This is a genomic window from Verrucomicrobiia bacterium, from assembly GCA_036405135.1.
Classification (GTDB): Bacteria; Verrucomicrobiota; Verrucomicrobiia; order Limisphaerales; family JAEYXS01; genus JAEYXS01.
Map to the genome: position 1 here is coordinate 354,650 of DASWYF010000002.1, position 15,970 is coordinate 370,619.

Below are 15,970 nucleotides of genomic sequence, written 5' to 3' on the forward strand. Positions count from 1 at the left end.
CAAATCAATTACGCATGGCCATCAAAGTATCAATCGTGGAAGACGACGAAGGCGTGAGGGAAAGTCTGGCGGCATTGATCAATGACGCCGATGGCTTTCAGTGTGTCAGTTCCCACGCCACGGCAGAGGATGCCGTCCTTCATCTGCCCGAGAAGAAACCCGACGTGGTCTTGATGGACATCAACCTCCCGAACATGTCGGGCATCGATTGCGTGCGGAAGCTCAAGGAGATAGTCCCGCAGACGCAGATCATGATGCTCACGATGTATGAGGACCCAGAGCAAATCTTCAATTCACTGGCAGCAGGTGCGAGCGGTTATCTCCTGAAGCGCACACCGCATGCGAAATTGCTGGAGGCCATCCAGGAAGTGCAGCGCGGCGCATCGCCGATGTCCGGCAAGATCGCACGAGTGGTGGTGCAGTATTTTCAGAAGAAGAACCAGCCGGCGAACGATGCCCAAGCGCTCTCCAAACGCGAACAGGAGATTCTGGATCTGCTTTCCAAAGGTTTCCGCTACAAGGAAATCGCAGATACTCTCAACATCAGTTTCGACACGGTGCGCAGTCATTTGCGGAATATCTATGACAAGCTGCACGTCAGCTCGCGCACCGAAGCGGTGGTGAAGTATCTCAGTAAATGACGGCTTCCGGGTGGCTGTAGAGGTTCATCGTCTCGCCACGCAGAAAGCCGACGAGCACTTGTCCGCTCTCGCGGGCGAAATCCACGGCGAGGCTGGAAGGGGCTGAGACGGCTGAGACGATTGGGATGCCTGCAGCGAGAGCCTTTTGCAGAATCTCGAAAGAGGCACGGCCGCTGACTTGGAGGATGTGATTTTCCAACGGCCAGATTCCGGCATCAAGAGCATGGCCGATCACTTTATCCACGGCGTTGTGACGTCCGACATCTTCGCGGCAGACAATCAAGCTCCCTTGCAGGTCGAACAACGCGGCGGCGTGCAATCCGCCGGTTTGTTCGAAGGCGGCTTGGTGTTTGCGTAATGTATGAGGGAGTTGCAGCAGGATATCTCGCTGAACCTTGGGGCGTTGGCTGATGGGAGGGAAATACTGGTGAACTTCATCGATGGACGCTTTTCCACATAGACCACAGCTGGAGGAGGCGAAGACGTGGCGGGTGAGCTTTTCCAGATCAAGGGAGACATCGGCAGCGGTGAAGACGTTCAGAACATTGCCGGTGAGGGCGGCTTCACCGCTTTGGCAATGGGCGATGTGGGTGACTTGTGCGCGCGAGTTGATGAGTCCTTCAGAGACGAGGAAACCCAAAGCGAGTTCGGTATCGTGACCCGGCGTGCGCATGGTGATGGCGATGCTCTGGCCTTGCATGCGGATCTCCAGCGGTTCCTCGCAGGCGAGCGTGTCTGGCGCTGTAGCATGGGTGCCATCCTCACGCACCTTGGTGATGGTGCGGGTACTGATGGCGCTGCGCTGGGTTTCGGTGGGTGTGGTCACGTGAGGCATAGCATAGTGATAAAGCGGGGTTTTCGCAATGCATGGTGATTGCGCATTGAGCCGGGGAGCGGGGTGGGTTACACCTTTCACAACAAGCGCGATTGATGAACAGGTATTTGGCAGAATTTACGGGCGTGTTTTTCTGGATGTTGACGCTGGGCTGCGTCTCCATCGCGCCCGGTGCTGGGACGATTCCGGCGGTAGCCATTGGCGGCGTTGTCGCGATTGTGACGGTGCTGTGCTGGAATGTTTCAGGAGCGCATCTGAACCCGGCGGTCTCGGTGATGATGTGGCGTCGAGGCCTGTTACCAGTCAAGGATCTGACGCCATATGTGGTGTTTCAATTTCTGGGTGCGGGAGCGGGAGCGGCGGTGGTGAAGGTGCTCAAGCGTGGGCAGGGAGCAGGGACGCTGCAATCGGTGTTTATGCCAACATTCTTTGCTGAACTGCTGTTCACGCTGCTCTTATGCTTTGCGTTTCTCTATTTGTTTCATAACCGCGAAAAGTTCTCGCTCATGGCTACGGGAGGATTGATTGGGGGTGTGGTGATGGTGGGGATTTTCGCGGTGGGAGCGGTTTCGGGGGCGTTGTTCAATCCGGCAACGACGGTGGGTTCTTGTCTGCTTGGGTTACTCTCGTTCAAGAACCTGTTGATTTATTGGCTGGCTCAGGCGGTGGCGGTCTTTGTAGTCGCTTATGCATGGGGCCGGATGAACCTAGCGGTTGCAACGAAATCGTGAAAACGAGAATTAAGACGATGTCGCCGGGTTGACTTATGCCAGAATGGGTTTCTATGTTTCGGGGAACGAATTGATTTGCATGTTATTCCGCGCTTCTGCCAATCCATCTAAAGTCTCGCAACGCGTCGTCGTGACGGGCGTAGGCATAGTGACGGGTTTGGGTGCTGGCGCAGCGATCAATGAGGCGGGTTTTCGGGCGGGCAAGACGGCGTTCTCACCGGTCACATTTTTTGATGTCTCCAAGCAACGCGTAATGACGGCGGCACAGGCGGAAGTTCCGGAGCAGAGTCCGAGCAAGCGAGTTTCACAGAAGCAATGGCGGCGGATGGACCGGGCTTCGCGGTTGCTGTTCATGGCAGCGGAAGAGGCGTGGGAGCAGGCGGGATGGAATGGCGGTGAGCGGTTGCCAGTCATTCTGGGGACGACCAGTGGGGGGATGAATCTAGGCGAGGCGTTTTATCGACAGGCGATCGGGACGCCGCAGAAGGCTTACGGGCAGGCAACTCGCGTGGTGCAGTATCAGGCGCAGCGACAGGTGTTGGACATCGCGGAGGCACTAGGGTTTTCTGGGCCGGTGACGTTGATCGCGAATGCGTGTGCTTCAGGCGGCAATGCGATCGGGCAGGCGTTTGAGATGATCCGCTATGGTGATGCGGAGCGTGTGTTGACGGGTGGGTATGATGGCTTGTGCCAGTTGGTATTCGCAGGATTTGATTCTTTGCAGGCGCTTTCGACAACTTCGTGCAGGCCATTCGATGCACAGCGGGATGGGTTGGCCTTGGGTGAAGGCGCGGCGGTGTTGACAATGGAATCGCTAGCCTCGGCGGAAAAACGGGGGGCGAAGATTTTGGGTGAGGTGGTGGGCTATGGTGCGGCGACGGATTCGCATCATCTCACGCAGCCGCATCCGCAAGGGGATGCCGCATTGAAGTCGATGCAAGAGGCGACGCGGATGGCTAGTATCGCGCCGGAGCAGGTGGGCTACATCAATGCGCACGGCACGGGCACGCCGATGAATGATGGCGCGGAGGCGCACGCGATCTCGCGGTGGGCAGGTGAGCACGCGGGCATGATGCGGGTGAGTTCCACGAAGGCGAGCATCGGACATCTGCTAGGTGCGGCGGGTTCGGTGGAGGCAGTGATCTGTTTGCAGGCGTTGCAGGGACAGTGGTTGCCACCTATGAGGGGAACGCAGACGGCTGATCCGGCGTGCAAATTTGAACTGGTGAGAGAGCCCGCAACGGCGAGTTATGAGTATGCGTTGAGTAATTCGTTCGGGTTTGGCGGCGCGAATGCGACACTGATTTTTCGGAGGTGGTCATGAGTATCGTAGCAGCAGGATGGGGCGCGGTATCTCCTGCCGGGTGGACGGCAGCAGATTTGATTGCGGCGATGCAACGCGGTGAGCCATTGCCGGTGGAGGAATTTGTGCGCGAAGGGACGACTAGAAAATTGCGCGCACGCAAGGTGCCGAAGCCAGCGACGCGTCCGGCCTTTCTCGCTCATGCGCGGCTGCGGCGGACGAGCCCGATCAGTTCTTTTGCGGTATCGTCGTCATTGGAGGCTTTGGGCGCAGATCGCGCTTTGGTGGAGCAGGGGACGATACGCCTGGGCGTGGTGTATTGTGTGATGTCGGGTTGCGTGAATTATTCGCGGCGGTTTTACGATGAGGTGTTACGCGATCCGACAACGGCGAGTCCGCTGGTGTTTCCGGAGACGGTGTTCAATGCGCCATCGAGTCACTTGGCTGCACTGCTGGGGGCGACGGGGATCAATTACACCATAGTGGGTGATCCGGGAATGTTCTTGCAGGGGCTTGCGCAAGGCGCCCAGTGGATCGAGCGCGGCCTAGTAGATGCGTGTGTGGTGGTGAGCGCAGAAGAGAGCGATTGGCTCACGGTGGAAGCGAGTGCCCTGTTCGAGCCGGACATCGTGGTGAGCGAAGGAGCTGGCGCGGTTTATTTGAAGAAGACGGAGAACGGAACGACGCTGGAAGCGGTGACGGATGCGTTTTCATTCAATGATCGTGCAGGCAAGATTTTGGCAGCGGCACAGATGCAGGCTGAGTTGACGCAAAGAGGCAGTACGGATTTGCTGTGTGACAGCCGTATCGGCAGTGCGCGGGAAGACCATGCAGAGACGGAGGCGTGGTCCAGTGCGGTGATGCCGCGGTCTTCGGTGAAGAAGATTTTGGGCGAATCGTTTGCGGCGGCGAGTGCTTGGCAATGTGTGCTGGCGTGTGAACGGGTGGCGAGCGGCGCAGCGAAGTCGGCACACGTGAGCGTGGTGGGGTGCAATCAACAGGCGATCGGGGCACGATGGGTGAAGGCATGAATCAACGAATCATTTTGGTGACGGGGGCGAATGGCGGCTTGGGGCGAGCCATCGCCAGGGAGTTTCTGTCGAAGGACGCGAATGCCTTTGTTTATCTCGGCGTGAATCGCCAGCGTGAACAGGCAGAAACAGTGGTGAAGGAGTTCCCTGGACGTGCTGAAGTCATTGCGCTGGATGTGACGTCTTCGACGGCTTGGAAGGAAGCGGTACAAGCTATCACCACAAAAAGCGGACGCTTGGACGTGCTGGTGAACAACGCAGGGGTGCATGAAGATGCGTTGCTCGCGACGATGACGGAGGAGGCTTGGCAGAAAGTTTTATCGACGAATCTGGATGCGGCATTTCTGGGTTGCCGCGCGGTGATCTCGACGATGATGGGGCAACGTGGAGGACGTATCGTGAATGTTTCATCATTGAGTGCGTTATTGGCACCAGCAGGCCAGGCGAATTATGCGGCGGCGAAGGCGGGGGTGGTGGCGATGAGCCAGTCGCTGGCGAAAGAAGTGGCGCGCGCGGGCATCACGGTGAACAGCGTTTGTCCGGGCTATGTCGAGACGGAGGCGCTTTCCGCAATGGATGCCGAAGCGAAGAAAGCAGCGGCGATGCGGGTTCCGATGCGACGTCTTGGGAAACCGGAAGAAGTGGCCGCAGTGGTAAGATTTTTGGCGTCACCGGAGGCAAGTTATGTGACGGGAGCTGTAGTGAAGGTTGATGGAGGAATTCTGTAGTAAAGGACGAGAGTATGGTTCGGTATGCGTTACTCTGCCAGCATCGCTTTGATCTGTTTGCGGTTGGCGGTGCCGGTAGTGCCGAGTTGATGGATGACGATGGAGGCTGCGGCGTTGGCGATCTCGAGGGATTCGCGCAGGGTGGCTCCGCCGAGCAGGGAGGTGACGAGATTAGCGGTCACAGAATCGCCTGCGCCGACGATGTCGATCTCGCCACGAACGGGGAGAGCGGGAGCGTGTTCTACTTTGCCATCGGGTGTGGCACCGACGATGCCGCACTCGGACAAGGTGACGAAGACGCGATGATTCGTTTGTTTTGAAAGGCGGATGGCTTGTTGGTGCAGTTCAGCAAGTTCAGGAACGCCTTTGCTGCCAAGAGCGCGGGAAAGCTCAGTGCCATTCATCTTGAAATCAACGGCAGGGAAATGGCTGAGGCCGTTACGGCTGTCAGCAAAGATGAGCAGATCGGAATTCTTCTTTGCGATCTGGCCGATGGCTTTCAGCACTTCGTTCGTGAGAACGCCAGTGCCGGGGATGTCCACTTGATCCAAGAGGATGAGAGCGTCCACCTCTGATGCGATCTTTTGCAGGTTTTCGATGACGCGATTGCTGGTGGCTTTGGAGGTTTTCGTCCAGTTCTTGAAATCCAATCGGTTCAGTTCACGCGGACCAACGGAAGCTTTCTCATTCGCGGACAGGGGATTGCTCGATGGTTGGCCGTTTGTCTTCGGTGGCTTGCTGCTTTCTTTGACGACGATGGGCTTGGTGTATGTGAAAGTACGGCGGTCATCGGTCTGGAAAAAAGCTTCGAGGTTTACGCCTTTCGTTTGGCGCAAGGCGCGGGCGAGTTCGAAGCCTTCACCGTCATCACCAGCGAAACCGACCGGGACAATTTCACCAACGCCGAGGGCGACGAGGTTGTTGAGGATGGTGCCGCTGCCGCCGGGTTGTGAGCGCACGTTCATCACGTTGTGCACGGGCAGGCCGGTCTCGATGGAAATCTCTTCGTTGCTGAGATCGATCTCCAGATAGCGGTCGAGGCAGAAGTCGCCGACGATGGCGATGCGCTGCTTTGGGAACTGCGAACTGACCTGCTGATAGCGTTTCGGGGTCATGGCTTGAGATGGTGGTGCAGATGATGGATGAAGGCCGCGTTATCGCAACAGAGATAGTGCATCGCGCCCCCCATGCGTGCGTAGCTCTTGCAGAATCGCAGATAGTAAGCGGGATTGGATTTGGGCGGTTCGCCTTTGGTCCAATCCCAACTGCCGCCTTCCTGTAAATCCACGACGTAGATGGAATGATTTTTTACAATCGGACGGCCATCTTGCAGGCGGAGATTGTTCACGCAACTGATGCTCTTCTCGAAGACTTGCGGACCCATGATGGCAGAGCCGACGGAGAGGACGACCCCACCATCGAGTTGCTCGACGGAGCCGGAGATGAGTTTGAAATCCAGTTCAGCACCACGACCGACGACGGAGCCGCTGAAGATCGGATGATTCGTGATGATATCGTAGCCGATGCCGGGATGAACGGTCATGGGCACACGATGCTTCCAGGCGGAGGCGAGGATGGAGGCTTGCTTCCATGCATGTTTGATCTCGATGCGACCGCCGGTGAGGTTGAACTTCTGCATCGCCCGCAGGAGATCGGCACGAGCGGCGGTTAGCGGATGCGCGGGCATTGCACGGATCTGTGCTTCGAGTTCTGCGGGCGAGGGCAGCGTGGTGCCATCTTCGTGGATGTAACGCGCGAGGCTGTTGCCGTAGCCGAGGCCGTCGAGGGCGCCGCTCATCAGGGCGAGATGGATGTTGCGGCTGGTTTCATCCCATGTGCCGAAGTTTCCTTCGGCAACGCCTTCACGGACACTCTCGGTGGAGCGGCCCAGCCAGGAGTATTCCCAATCGTGAATGGTGCCTGCGCCGTTGGTGGCGATGTGGGTGAGCCAGCCGGCGCCCATCAATTTTTCGAGAATTTGCGCGGCACCATTGCGGAGCAGATGCGCGCCGTAAATGAGCATGACGGATTTGCCGTTCTCTCGAGCGCGTTTGATATCGGCAGCGCAGCGTTTGATGAGCTCGAGATTGAAGCCGGAAGCGGGAGCGGCCTGGCTCTCGGGCGAGAGAAGAATCTCTTCGACGCTAGTGAGGCTCTTGCGGGTGGCGAGCGGAAAAACACGGACGCGTTCGAGGTCCAGCGGGCTGACATTGACGGGAATCATCTGGACGAGAGGATGGAGGGTTTTCTGAAATTTGTCAGCATCATCTGAAAAGAAATGACCAATGACGAAATCCGAATATCGAAGGAATGTGCAATGACCTAATGACTAAGCTTTGAAGAGGAGGTCGAGCAGTTTTGCTGCGTGGCGGTAGTCGGGGATGATGACTTGGGCGCCGGCTGTCAGGAGATGGGGCTGCTTATTTTGATCGAGATGGCCGCTGCCGTTGGCGGTTTCGTCACTGGCGAGGCCGATGGCGAGGCCGCCGAGACGGCGGGTGTCCATGATCTCAACGGCCCCATCGCCGAAGCACATGAGCTGGCCGGGGGAGAGTTTGTAATCGCTGACGATTTGTTCGAACACAGCACGCTTGGTGAAGCCGGGCTTCAGGTTTTGCGGGCCGTAGATGCGGTCATCGAGGAATTCGCGGATACCGAGTGCATCGGATTCAATGAGCAAGTCAGCATGGGCGGTGCCGCTGAGGAGGTGGATGACGATGCCGCGCTCGCGAATGAGCGTGAGGATGGTGCGGGCTTCGTGGACGAGGTAGTGATCTTGCGGCTTTGAGCGATTACTGATGTGTCCGAGGCGTTCGGTGATCTTGGAACGGAGACGGCGTTGGAAATCGAGATTGTAGTTATCCGGTGTATCGGACTGGCCGCCTTGCTGGGTGACGCGTTCGGCCAGCAGTTGCATCTGATAGATGGTCGGCTTGCCGTTCAGTGCGAGGATGTCGTGAAGGAGTTCTTCCTTCTGGGCGGACGTAGTATTGGCACCTTGAGGGAGATGATCCAGAAATTGGCCGAGCATGATCTCGGCCCAGCCGCCACGGACGAGGGATAGCGTGCCATCGAAATCGAAGACGGCATGGCGGATATCCGGGAACGGTTTGAAGTCTTCGGCGATGTGGATCTGCCAGTCAGCGGGCAAGGTGCGGGGAGTGCTCATTGGGGCGGTGCCGGGGGCAGCAGCAATTCCATGCCTTCAGGGCCAGGAACGGCAAAGAGACTGTCGAACCAGTCCTTGCCGCCGACCATCCAGATGATCGCAGCCAGGGCAATGTAGGGGCCGTAGGGCAGGCGGCTGGACCAGTCTTTGCGTCCACTGAGGATGAGGCTGACACCGACGAAGGAGCCTATGACGGCACTGACCATGAGGGAGAAGATGGTCGCCTGCCAACCGAGGAAAGCACCTATTGCGGCCATGAATTTGACATCGCCGAAGCCCATGGCTTCGCGCGGAAGCACGGCTTTGTCCGCGATGACTTCCATATGCTTCACTTGGGAGGGATCGAACTCTTCCTTGCCGATGATCAAGAGTTTGGGAGAGAGGCGCAGGGTGACGTTGCTGTAGCAGCGGTCGATGAGTTCGACGTGTTTGGCTTCGAGCACAATGGTATCGCTCTCGCTGTAGAAGATGTCCTCGAAGGGGCGTTCTTCATCGGGTAGGTGCAGATGCGTTTCGGTGAAGATAAGTTTGGAAGATTCGGGGAAGGCCAGTTTCTCGCGACCGAAGAGGAGTTTGCCGAATTTCAAGATGGCAAAGACAACCCCAGCACCGACACCCAGCCCTAGCATGCTGCGGAAGAGGGATTCAGGACGGCTGGCGGCTTGATGCATCTCGGGGACGAGGATGGAGGCTACCAGACCTGCGCCCATGCCGCCGAAGGTGATCTCATCCGGGATGATAAAGTGCTCGAAGTCAATAAAGGTCGCGACGATGAAACCGGCGAGCAGCAAGCAATAGGCGATGGCAACGCCTGCGGAGGCAGGGCCGAAACGCAGCCAGGTGAATAGGAACACGAGGCCGGTGAGCAATTCCACGAAGAAGTAGCGGCTGGATATGGGAGCTTTGCAGTTCGCACATTTGCCGCCGAGGTAGAGCCAGGTGACGAGCGGTATGTTCAGCAACGCGGGGATGGCGTGTTTGCAGTGCGGGCAGTGGGAACGCGGATGCACGATGCTCATGCCGAGGGGCATGCGGTAGATGCAGACGTTCAGGAAGCTGCCGATCATGCTGCCCATCACAAAGGCCACCACGGACCAGAAATGAAATGGGACTGCGCTCCAGACTTCAGGGTCTAACATGTGTCAGTGAGTTAAAAGCGTATATCAATGGGCAGCGCCGTAAACGTGGGCCAGCAAGGCTGCCCGCATGGGTTCGATGGGCGCGGTTTTACCGGTCCAGATCTCCAGCGCTTTTGCACCTTGATAGAGGAGCATGCCGACGCCATTGGCCGTGCGGCATCCGGCCGCTTTGGCGGCCTGCAAAAAGGACGTCTCTGCCGGTCGATAAATCATGTCATAAGCATAGCGGGCCCGGTTCAAGGGGAACAGAGCCAAATCAATGGGCAGGGCATCAGCGGTTTTCAGGCCCAAAGATGTGGCGTTGAGGACGAGGTCCACATTGCCAGATTTCGGGTAGGCGACGGAGACTTTGACATCGGGAAAACGGCGCGTGATCTCGGTGGCGACTTCTTCGGCTTTGCTTTGCGTGCGGTTCACGAGATGTAACTGGCCGACTCCTTCATCGGCGAGCTTGAGTGCGGCAGTGCGACCAGCACCGCCAGCGCCGAGGAGCAGGATGTTCGCGCCTTTGAGTTCAATGCCGAGGTCTTCGCGCAGGGAGCGGGTGATGGCGTCGGCGTCGGTGTTGTAGCCGCGCGTGCGGACGGTTTTGACATCGGCAGGAGAGACTTGGGCGAGCGGAAGCCATTGGCCGTTCACTTGGGTTTCAAAGCGGACTGTATTCACAGCACCCCAAGTAGCAGCCGAGGCATCGAGTTCATCCACGATGTCGAGGGCGAGAATCTTGTGAGGGACGGTGAGATTCAGGCCGATGTATTTCATCGCTGCGGCGCCAGTGATGGCTTCGCGCAGGGAATCGGGATGGACATCGAAAGCGAGGTAGCGCCAGTTCAGACCCAAGGCAGAGATGCCAGCATTCTGCATCGCGGGTGAAGCTGAATGGGCAATAGGGTGCCCATACACGGCGCAATAGCGCGTGGTGGCGTCAATACTTGACTGGATTCCAGCGGCGGACACGGGCGGAGGATAGGACGTGGAGGGGGAGTTTCAAGTGTTCAATGGATTTAACCACGAAGACACGAAGTGTACGGAGAGCAGGGGATTTGAAAGGAGAGAGCGGAGGAGACGGAGTTTTGAGAGAAGGGAGACGAAGAATAAAGGGATGCTTCAGCTACATGATGAAGGCTTTGAGATAAGGACTTCGTGGAGGGTGCGGAGGATGGTTTCGACGGTGTAAGGTTTGGCCAGGAAATGGTTCACTCCGGCGGCTGTGGCGCGGCCAATGCTGGTTTGTTCATACAAGCCGCTGCAGGCGATGATGGGAAGATGGGGGGCCATTTTCCGTATGGCGGCGATCATGGTGGCGCCGTCCATCACGGGCATCATCATGTCGGTGATGATGACGCTGATGCGGTGCTTCTCTTTTTCATATAAGGCCAGTGCGGTGGCGCCGTTCTCGGCCAGGATCACCTGATAGCCAAAGGTGGTAAGCATGTTTTTCAGTACGGAGCGCACGGAGCTTTCATCATCTACGATCAGGACGAATTCACCGTTTCCACAGGGGACGTTGGAGGGGCGGAGGGGCAGATCTGGTTCAAGGGAAAGATTGCTACTGGGGAGGTAGACGTAAAAGGTGGTGCCTTGGTCGGGCTGGCTCTCCACCTGTATGAAGCCGCCGTGGCTGCGGACGATGGCCATGGCCGTGGAGAGTCCCAAGCCTGTGCCCTTACCGATCTCTTTGGTGGTGAAAAAGGGCTCGAATATTTTTCCGAGGATATCCGTTGGGATGCCGCTACCTGTGTCCTCTACGATGAAACGGACATAATTGCCGGGGAGGGCGTTCTCCATCTGTCCGGCCATGGCATCACTTACATCTATATTCTCGGCCAGGATGCTCAAGGTGCCTCCTTCGGCCATGGCATCCCGGGCGTTAACGCAAAGATTCAGGAGTACTTGGTGCAGTTGGGTGGGGTCGCCTGAAACCATCCAGAGATCGTCGGAACGGTGGGTTTTTATGGTGATGGAGCGGGGGAAGGTCTCCTTCATGATCTTCACAATGTCCCGGATCAAATGTGAAGGATTGGTGGTGACGCGGCGACCGCCTACGCCACGGGCGAAGGAAAGCACCTGTCGGACCAGGTCTGCACCACGGTGTGCGCTGGTTTCCATCTGGCTGAGCAATTCCAACTCCTCGGTGCTGCGCGAGGAGAGTTTTAACAAGTCGATGGACATGATGATGGGCGCGAGAACATTGTTGAGATCATGGGCGATGCCGCCGGCGAGGGTGCCGATGCTTTCCATGCGTTGAGCGCGGAGGAACTGGGCTTCGAGCCGTTTTTTCTCGGTGATGTCCGTATTGATGGAGAGAACGGACTTGGGGTTGCCCCGTTGGTCTCGGAGGAGTGTCCAACGGCCTTCAATGGCGATTTCGCGGCCTGTATTGGTGATGTGTTGCTGTTCGCCGGCCCACTCGCCTTTGGTCAGCAGTTCCTGCATGGAATCCAGGTACGGAGATTCTTCGCGGTAGAAAAGGTCCAGCACGCGTTTGCCGGTGGCTTCCTCCCGGGTCCAGCCATAGACTCGGGTGGCGCCTTGGTTCCAGAAGGTGATGATGCCGAGCAGGTCGCGTACGATGATGGCATCTTGGGCGCGGTCCAGCAGGGCCGCCTGCTCGGCGAGCATGGCCTGCGAATGCTGGATATCGGTGATGTCGGTGATGAATCCTTCGAGAAATTCCAGTTTGCCATCCGGGGAGCGGATGCCTATGCCTCGTTCCCAGACGGTCCGGATCATGCTGTCAGCCTTGGTGATGCGATAGGCGAGTTCAAACTGGCGGCCTTGTTCCAAGGCGGCATAGATGGTGTCACGCACCATCTGGCGGTCCTCAGGATGGGTCAGTTCTTCGTAGCTGATGCGGCGGTTGTTGACGATGTCCTCCGGTTTGTAGCCGGTCAGAGGCAGGCAGCCCTGGCTGACGAATTCCATTGTCCAGTATTCATCTATCCGGCAGCGATAAGCCATGCCGACGAGGTTTCCGAGCAGTGTTTCAAGGACTCGTTGGTTCTCGCGTATGCGCTCTTCGGCTGTTTTGCGCACATGAATGTCGAGATGGCTGCCGGTCATGCGGAGTGGTTTTCCATCAGCAGACCATTCGACCACCCGACCGCGGGTGTGGACCCATTTCCAGGTGCCGTTTTTGTGCAGAAGGCGGAACTCCACATCGTAACGGTCGGTGCGGCCGGAAAAATGTTCGGCGATGGCTTTCTCGGTAGCGGGGGAATCTTCCGGGTGAAGGAGTTTGCGCCAGGTTTCTACGGTGTTGGGCAGATCGTCCTGGCTGTAGCCGAGCGCGGTAAGCCATCGTTCGCCGATGGAGACGGTGCCGCTGGGGATGTCCCAGTCCCAGAGGCTCAAGTCGGTGCCACGCAAGGCGAGTTCCAGCCGTTCTTCGATGAGTTTGCGTGCGCTGATGTCACGGACGGTGACGAGTACGCGTTGCTGTGCGCCAATCCGGGCATAGCGGAGGTTGACTTCCACCCAGAAGAGGCGGCTGTTGCGATCGCGCGCCCGCCATTCGAAGAGTTGAGGGCCGTCATTTTCTGCCCGGCGTATCCAGTCCAACGCATCCTGCTGGCTGTATGGGCGAGTGCCTGCGCTGAGGTCGCCGATGGTGAACCGTAATAATTCCTGCTTGGTCCAGCCGTACATTTCCACGGCGCGCTGGTTGGCATCCACGATGGCGCCGGTCTGGTGATCGTGTACGAAAATGGCGTCATTCAGGAAGTCAAACGTGGTTTGAAGACGGTCTTCGCTTTGCTGCAACGCGGTAAGGGCGTTTTGCAGGCGTTGCTGGTTGATGGTGTGGCTGACAACGACGGAGGCGAGGTGGGAGGCGGCATCGACGATGGCGATCTCGTGCGGATAGGGGGCGCGCTTTTCGCGGTAGTAGATTCCAAAGGCGCCCAGACTGGTGCCGTCTTCGGCGAAGAACGGTGTAGACCAGCAGGCTTGAAAACCGAAGGGAAGGATGTAGTGGCGGTAATCGGCCCAGAGGGGGTCGGTGGCGATATCGGTGACGACCGTCCTCTGGCGTTTGTGCAGCGCAGCTCCACATGATCCTACATCCGGACCGGATGGGAGGCCGTTGATGGAGGCGGTGTATGTTTCCGGCAAATGCGGGGCAGCACCATGAACAAAACAGTTGGTTGCCCGGTTCAACAAGAGGATGGATCCGATAGCACCGGGCATGACGTCCTCGATCAGCATGATGAGGCGGGTCAATATCTCGCTCTGGGGCCGGCCATGGGCAAGCATTTCCAAGATGGTGACTTGTTGGCCGGCGAATTCGTATACAATCTCCTGGAAGATGCTGCGGATGTTCAGCAGGTGAAGGCCGTTTCCTTGATAGGAAGCGCGCAATTCCACGGGGGTGAATTGTCCCGGTCCGCAAAGCAACTGGGCACGGAGAACGAGTTTTTCAGTCTGGGTTTGGGCGAGCCATGCGGCCAGTCGCAGTTCTTTGCCAGGGGAGCGAAGGTAAGCGGCCAGATCGCCGTTACGGATGTCAGCGATGCCGAAGAGTTCATGGATCTGGCCCTCTGCGTGCTGGATGCGACCGGTGGCATCCACATGAAGCACGCAGGTGAGCTGAGGAGGAGGTTGCCAGGCGGTGAGTAGCTGCGTGGCATTGTCTTGGCTGGTGGTGCTCACTCGGTGATTTATCCGTATGACCGGCTGAGGTTGGATGACGTCAACTGTGGAAAGCATACAAGAAGCGGGGAAAAGGTAAAGCTGGTAAGGGAGTTGGCAGTTTTCAGGCGATCGCATGGGGGAGGGCTGACATTTTGTATGGTCGGAATGGACTGCCGGGGTAAATAGCCTATAGTCTGGGGAGAATGGGATCTGGCGAGTGTAAGGCAGGTGAGAATTCTTGCGGCAACTCCGGTGTGACAAACCGGAATGGTGCCAGTGTTTCTGCTCGTCTGGTTGATTGGATCGTGCGGTTCACGGATGGATTCATCCCGATCGGCTGCCGGGCGGATGCGGAATTGTTCCGGAGGTCAAGGCTGACGATCCGGTTTTCTTTTTTGGGGGCGGTTTCGGGGGCGCTTTATGCGGGGTTCTTCACGCTGGTGGAGCATTATTTCGGGGTGGCGATCATCGTGCTGTGCAGTCTTGTCTTCGCGGCTGTGCCGTTTGTCTTGAAACGGTCGGCGGCGTTGGATGTCTGCGGAAATCTTTTGTCCGGGGTGATGGTGATGGGATTTGCGGGGTTGTGCGGTGTGGAGGGCGGCATGCACGGGCATGCGCTGGCGTGGCTGGCGTGCATTCCTTTGTGCGCTTTGCTCTTGGTGGGAAAGTATGCGGCGAGCATCTGGGTGATCGTGAGTTTCATGGCTAGCGCCGGTATGATCGCACTGGGGTTGGCGGGGGTCACGTTGCCGAAGACTTACCCGCCGGAATGGGATGGGTTGATAACGGCGTTCGGTTATCTTGGACTTATCCCGTTCATGTTCCTGATGGGGATGAGTTTTGAGACGAGCCGTGAAGCTGCCTTTGACAAGATGCAACAGGCGGTGAAGGAGTTGGAAAAATCAAACGAGGAACTGATGCATCTGAACAGGGAGAAGAGCGAGTTCATGGGCATCGCGGCGCATGACTTGAAGAATCCACTGATGATCATCATCGGAAACGCGGAATTGATCGGACGGGCAAGAAATCCAGGTATGATGGCGCAGTTGGTGGATAATATCCGTGTCTCGGGAACACGGATGCACGAACTGATCAAGAACTTGCTGGATGCCAATGCGATCGAGGAGGGAAAATTCCGCCTGGATATCGGACGCTGCAATCTGTGCGAAGTCGTGGAGAATTCGAAGGTGAACAATGCCTTTGCGGCCACGAGAAAGGAGATCGAGCTTCAGTTGACGGGAGCAGGAGGCGAGGTGTGGGTGAGGGCGGATGATGAGGCGATGCTTCAGGTGATGGACAATCTGGTGTCCAATGCGGTGAAGTATTCGATGCCCAACAGCATTGTAGACGTGAGGGTGGAGGTGATGGGCTCCCGGGCGGTGGTGGCCGTGAAGGATGAGGGGCCGGGATTGAGCGAGGAAGATCAGAAGAAGTTGTTCCAGAAATTCACACGTCTGACTGCCAAGCCGACGGGAGGGGAATCCTCCAACGGATTGGGGCTGTCCATCGTGAAGCGGTTGGTAGAGGCCATGCGAGGCCGGGTGGAATGCCAAAGCGTGCTGGGGCAGGGGGCGACGTTTTTGGTGAGCCTGCCGTTGTGGATTGAAGAGGAGGGCCGCAAGTCCGGGGACACGGGAAAAATGGCCAGGGAAGCGGGAAAAGAAATGTTGCGATAGTTGTTGCTATTAAGGGGAATAGGGTCCAAGTTCCGGCTGTCTGATAGATCAGCTAGTCCCTTTCACGGCATGGTAAATCCTCAGG

13 protein-coding genes are annotated in these 15,970 nt (G+C 57.6%); 6 read left to right on the forward strand and 7 right to left on the reverse strand.

The features are described 5' to 3' along the window. Positions 1-14: 14 nt before the first annotated feature. Complete coding sequence (locus tag VGH19_01610) at positions 15-641, forward strand: response regulator transcription factor (GenBank protein HEY1170040.1); 627 nt, start codon at positions 15-17, stop codon at positions 639-641. Here the strand turns inward: VGH19_01610 and fdhD are convergent. Continuing rightward, the gene (gene fdhD, locus VGH19_01615; protein ID HEY1170041.1) at positions 631-1,476 is read right to left on the reverse strand and encodes a formate dehydrogenase accessory sulfurtransferase FdhD; all 846 of its coding nucleotides are present in this window, start codon (positions 1,474-1,476) and stop codon (positions 631-633) included. The genes VGH19_01610 and fdhD overlap by 11 nt on opposite strands. Positions 1,477-1,571: 95 nt before the next feature. Between fdhD and VGH19_01620 the strand changes: the two genes are divergently transcribed. The 4 genes from VGH19_01620 (at position 1,572) to VGH19_01635 (ending at position 5,269) form a co-directional block, all read left to right on the forward strand. Then, entirely contained in the window at positions 1,572-2,207 is a 636-nt protein-coding gene (locus VGH19_01620; GenBank protein HEY1170042.1) for an aquaporin, read from the forward strand. 79 nt (positions 2,208-2,286) lie between these two features. Further along, positions 2,287-3,531, forward strand: a complete 1,245-nt coding sequence (locus VGH19_01625) for a beta-ketoacyl-[acyl-carrier-protein] synthase family protein (GenBank protein HEY1170043.1) — start codon at positions 2,287-2,289, stop codon at positions 3,529-3,531. After that, entirely contained in the window at positions 3,528-4,541 is a 1,014-nt protein-coding gene (locus tag VGH19_01630; protein ID HEY1170044.1) for a hypothetical protein, read from the forward strand. The genes VGH19_01625 and VGH19_01630 overlap by 4 nt, the downstream gene beginning before the upstream one ends. Beyond that, complete coding sequence (locus VGH19_01635; GenBank protein ID HEY1170045.1) at positions 4,538-5,269, forward strand: SDR family NAD(P)-dependent oxidoreductase; 732 nt, start codon at positions 4,538-4,540, stop codon at positions 5,267-5,269. The genes VGH19_01630 and VGH19_01635 overlap by 4 nt, the downstream gene beginning before the upstream one ends. Positions 5,270-5,298: 29 nt before the next feature. Here the strand turns inward: VGH19_01635 and VGH19_01640 are convergent, their stop codons facing one another. The 6 genes from VGH19_01640 to VGH19_01665 all read right to left on the reverse strand — a co-directional run bounded on the left by VGH19_01640 (position 5,299) and on the right by VGH19_01665 (position 14,227). After that, on the reverse strand, positions 5,299-6,384 hold the full coding sequence (locus VGH19_01640) for a PfkB family carbohydrate kinase (GenBank protein HEY1170046.1): 1,086 nt from the start codon (positions 6,382-6,384) through the stop codon (positions 5,299-5,301). Then, positions 6,381-7,493, reverse strand: coding sequence for a hypothetical protein (locus VGH19_01645; protein HEY1170047.1), 1,113 nt, complete (start codon positions 7,491-7,493; stop codon positions 6,381-6,383). The genes VGH19_01640 and VGH19_01645 overlap by 4 nt, the downstream gene beginning before the upstream one ends. 105 nt (positions 7,494-7,598) lie before the next feature. Then, on the reverse strand, positions 7,599-8,438 hold the full coding sequence (locus VGH19_01650) for an HAD family hydrolase (GenBank protein HEY1170048.1): 840 nt from the start codon (positions 8,436-8,438) through the stop codon (positions 7,599-7,601). Further along, the gene (locus VGH19_01655) at positions 8,435-9,577 is read right to left on the reverse strand and encodes a prepilin peptidase (GenBank protein HEY1170049.1); all 1,143 of its coding nucleotides are present in this window, start codon (positions 9,575-9,577) and stop codon (positions 8,435-8,437) included. The genes VGH19_01650 and VGH19_01655 overlap by 4 nt, the downstream gene beginning before the upstream one ends. 24 nt (positions 9,578-9,601) lie before the next feature. Beyond that, positions 9,602-10,534 (reverse strand): shikimate dehydrogenase, encoded by a 933-nt coding sequence (locus VGH19_01660; protein ID HEY1170050.1) that lies wholly within the window; start codon positions 10,532-10,534, stop codon positions 9,602-9,604. Positions 10,535-10,684: 150 nt separating this feature from the next. After that, positions 10,685-14,227, reverse strand: a complete 3,543-nt coding sequence (locus tag VGH19_01665) for a PAS domain-containing protein (GenBank protein HEY1170051.1) — start codon at positions 14,225-14,227, stop codon at positions 10,685-10,687. A 236-nt stretch (positions 14,228-14,463) separates the two neighbouring features. On the opposite strand from VGH19_01665, the gene VGH19_01670 reads away from it, so the two are divergent. Next, the gene (locus tag VGH19_01670; GenBank protein ID HEY1170052.1) at positions 14,464-15,885 is read left to right on the forward strand and encodes an MFS domain-containing histidine kinase; all 1,422 of its coding nucleotides are present in this window, start codon (positions 14,464-14,466) and stop codon (positions 15,883-15,885) included. Positions 15,886-15,970 lie beyond the last annotated feature (85 nt).